Origin of the sequence: Streptomyces sp. B1866 (genome assembly GCF_031932565.1) — a bacterium.
GTDB lineage: Bacteria > Actinomycetota > Actinomycetes > Streptomycetales > Streptomycetaceae > Streptomyces.
Window position 1 is genome coordinate 1 of record NZ_JAVSCF010000420.1, and the last position, 3159, is coordinate 3159.

The window sequence follows — 3159 nt, forward strand, 5'->3', positions numbered from 1 at the left end:
CCCGCCGCCGCGCCCCGCCGCACCGCCGGCCCCTGGCCGGAACCCGTCGGCGGCGGCCGGTCCCGGCCGGTGGGCGGGCCGCCGCCCGCGGCCCGCCAGGCCGGTCCGGTTACCCTGCGAGGCATGACGTCAGGCAGCGAGACAGCCCAGCCCACGGCCCGCCGCGGCGCCTACCGCAGGCTGAGCGTGGCCGAGCGGCGCGCCGAGCTGATCACCGCCGCCATCGCGCTGTTCGCCCACAACCCGCCCGAGGACGTGTCCCTGGACGACGTGGCCGCCGCCGCGGGCGCCTCCCGGCCGCTGGTCTACCGCTACTTCCCCGGCGGCAAGCAGGAGCTGTACGAGGCCGCGCTGCGCGACTCGGCCGACCAGCTCCAGGAGTGCTTCGTGGAGCCCGAGACCGGCCCGCTGTCCGAGCGGCTGTCCCGCACCATGGACCGCTACCTGGCGTTCGTCGACGGGCACGCCGCGGGGTTCAGCGCCCTGCTCCAGGGCGGCAGCGTCGCCGAGACCTCGCGTACGAACGCGATCGTGGACGAGGTGCGGCGGACGGCGGCCGGGCACATCCTGCGGCACCTGGGCGCCACCGAGCCGGGCCGGCCGCTGCGCACGATGGTCCGCACGTGGATCACGGCCGCGGAGGCCGCGTCGCTGACCTGGCTGGACGACGGCCGGCAGCCGCCGAAGGAGGAGCTGCGCGACTGGCTGGTGCACCACTTCGTCGGGTCGTTCATCGCCACCGCGGTGAACGACCCGCAGACCACCGAGCTGGCCCGGTCGGCGCTGGTCTCCGAGGAGCGGGACGGGCCGGTGGGCATCCTGCTGCGCCAGGCCCTGCCGCTGGTGTACGAGGCGGAGCACCTGCTGTGAGCGGCGCGGGAGGGGACCGGTGAGAGACCGGTGAGGAGCGAGGACACGCTCTTCGTGGGCGGACCGCTGGCCGGCCGCGTGCTGCCGGTGCTGGTGGGGCTCACCGGCCAGCCCCCGAAGACGTACGAGGTGCCGGTGCCGGACGCGGCGGGCGGCCCGCCGACCGTGCACGTCTACCGCCGGGTGCCCGCGGCGGCCGGCCGGCTGGGGGTCGTGCGGGCGTGGCGGTACGAGTACGAGCCGGCGGGCACGCCGCGCGGCGGCCCGAAATGGCCCTGGTCCCGGCCGCGCTGACCCGCCGCCGCGGCCTGTCGTCCGCGTGCGCCGCCGAGGTCTCCTCGCGCCCCCGTACGCCGCCCCGCCCCGGCTGAGGGCTCGTCCGGTGAGGGCGCCCGCGCCGGGCCGCGTCCGACGCGGTCCGTACGGGCGCGGCCGCATCCGCGCGGGCCCGTACTGCGGATCCGTACGGGCGTGGGCGCGGCGGCGCGCATCCGTACGGCGTGAGCGCGCACCCGGCACCGGCCGGGTCGGCGCGGACCCCGAGCCGACGCCCCGGCCCCGCCGGGTGCGTACGAGCCGGCTGAACGCCGCGTGTCCGGCGCTGCCCCCGGTCCGCCCGCCCGCACGGCAGCCGGCCGGCGCGCGGCCCCCGTCCGGCGATGGCGCGCGCCGCCGCGCCGGACCCCGCTGCCAGGCCGGCCGCCACCCCCGCGAGTGGTCCTGCTGCTCCGTTCCGCCCACCCGTGTCCCGACGATCCGACGATCGCGCGGCGCGGCCCGCCAAGGTCGGGGCAGCGGCCCGCGCGGGCCGCGAAACCGGACCCGGCGGCGGAACGCGCGACGAAGGGTGGCTGAAGGTGGCGGGACGGATCACGCGCTCGGCCTGTGCGGCGGCCCTCGCCGCGGCGGCCGTCCTCGCCGCGCCCGCGCCCGGCGGGTACGCGGCCCCCGCCGCCCCGGCGGCCGCGCCCGGCGCCGAGCCGGTCGCCGACCTGCTGGTGCGCCTGCGCACGCTCTACCGGCAGGCCGAGGAGGCCACCGAGGCGTACAACGCGACCGGGGAACGGCTGCGCGCCCAGCGGGCCAGGGTCGCGAAGCTCGACCGCGCCCTGCGCCGCGCCCGCGCCCGGCTGGCCGGGAGCCGGGCGCGGGCCGGCGCCCTGGCCCGCCGCCAGTACCAGGGCCACAGCGAGCTGTCCCGGTACTCGGCCCTGCTGACCCTGCTGCGCCCCGGCCCCCCACCGCCGCTGGACGAGCGGCGCGAGCTGCGCCGGGCCGCGCGGCGGCAGGCCGCCGCCGTGGACCGGCTGACCCGCGCCGAGGACCGCGCCCACCGCCTCGCCGCCCGGGCCCGCAAGGCCCTGCGCGAGCGCGAGCGCCTGACGGCCCGGCGCGCCACGCAGCGCAGAACGGTCCAGCGGCGGCTGCGGGCCATCGAGCGCACGCTCGCGTCGCTGAGCGACTCCCGGCTGGCGAAGCTGCGGAGGCTGGAGCGGCAGGGCGCCGCCGGTGCCCACCGCGAGCGGCTGGCCTCCGACCGCGCCCTGCGCTCCGCCGTCGCCGAGGACCGCGCGCCGACCTCGGCCGGCGGCCGCGCACTGCGGTACGCCGTCGAGCAGATCGGCAAGCCCTACGGGTGGGGCCAGGAGGGCCCGGACGCCTTCGACTGCTCGGGACTGACCTCGCAGGCGTGGGCGCACGCCGGGCGGCCCATCCCCCGGACCAGCCAGGAGCAGTGGCGCAAGCTGCCGAAGGTGCCGATGGACGAGCTGCGCCCCGGCGACCTGGTCGTCTACTTCCCCGGTGCCACGCACGTGGCGCTGTACGCGGGCGGCGGGCAGGTGGTGCAGGCGCCGCGGCCCGGCGCGCGCGTGACGATGTCCCCCATGGCGGTCAACCCGGTGCTGGGCGCCGTCCGCCCGGACGCCGAGCCGCAGACACGCGACCCGCGCGTACGGCCCGCACGGCGCGCCTGACCGCCGTAAGGCCGCGCGTACCGCGCCGTGAGGCCGCGCGTGCCCCGCCCGCACGGCCGCCCGTACGGCGCCGTACCGCTGACGCCCCGCGCGGGCGGGACGTTGCAGCCGACGCCGAGCAGACCCGTTCTCCGCCGGTCGTCCCCGGCAGCGAGGGCGTGGGGCCGCGGGCCCGTGGCGCCCGGTCGCGGCACTCCGCGCGGACGAACGCACAACAGGCCGTCAGCGGGCCGTACGCCGCCGGACCGGCACCGGCGGAGCGCCGCCCGGCGCCCTGCCACGCGGCCCGCGCGGGGTCCGGGCGCCGCGCCCC

3 protein-coding genes are annotated in these 3159 nt (G+C 80.0%); all 3 read left to right on the plus strand.

Annotation, left to right across the window (positions count from 1 at the left end):
- Positions 1 to 123 precede the first annotated feature (123 nt).
- The 3 genes from RKE29_RS28925 (at position 124) to RKE29_RS28935 (ending at position 2846) form a co-directional block, all read left to right on the plus strand.
- Entirely contained in the window at positions 124 to 870 is a 747-nt protein-coding gene (locus tag RKE29_RS28925; protein ID WP_312008677.1) for a TetR/AcrR family transcriptional regulator, read from the plus strand.
- 30 nt (positions 871 to 900) lie between these two features.
- Positions 901 to 1164, plus strand: coding sequence for a hypothetical protein (locus RKE29_RS28930; RefSeq protein WP_312008678.1), 264 nt, complete (start codon positions 901 to 903; stop codon positions 1162 to 1164).
- 563 nt (positions 1165 to 1727) lie between these two features.
- Positions 1728 to 2846, plus strand: a complete 1119-nt coding sequence (locus RKE29_RS28935; protein ID WP_312008679.1) for a C40 family peptidase — start codon at positions 1728 to 1730, stop codon at positions 2844 to 2846.
- The last annotated feature ends 313 nt before the right edge of the window (positions 2847 to 3159 follow it).

Bases quoted from the DNA above. Each gene is read 5' to 3' on its own strand.
- RKE29_RS28925 (WP_312008677.1), top strand. From the start codon at position 124: ATGACGTCAGGCAGCGAGACAGCCCAGCCCACGGCCCGCCGCGGCGCC.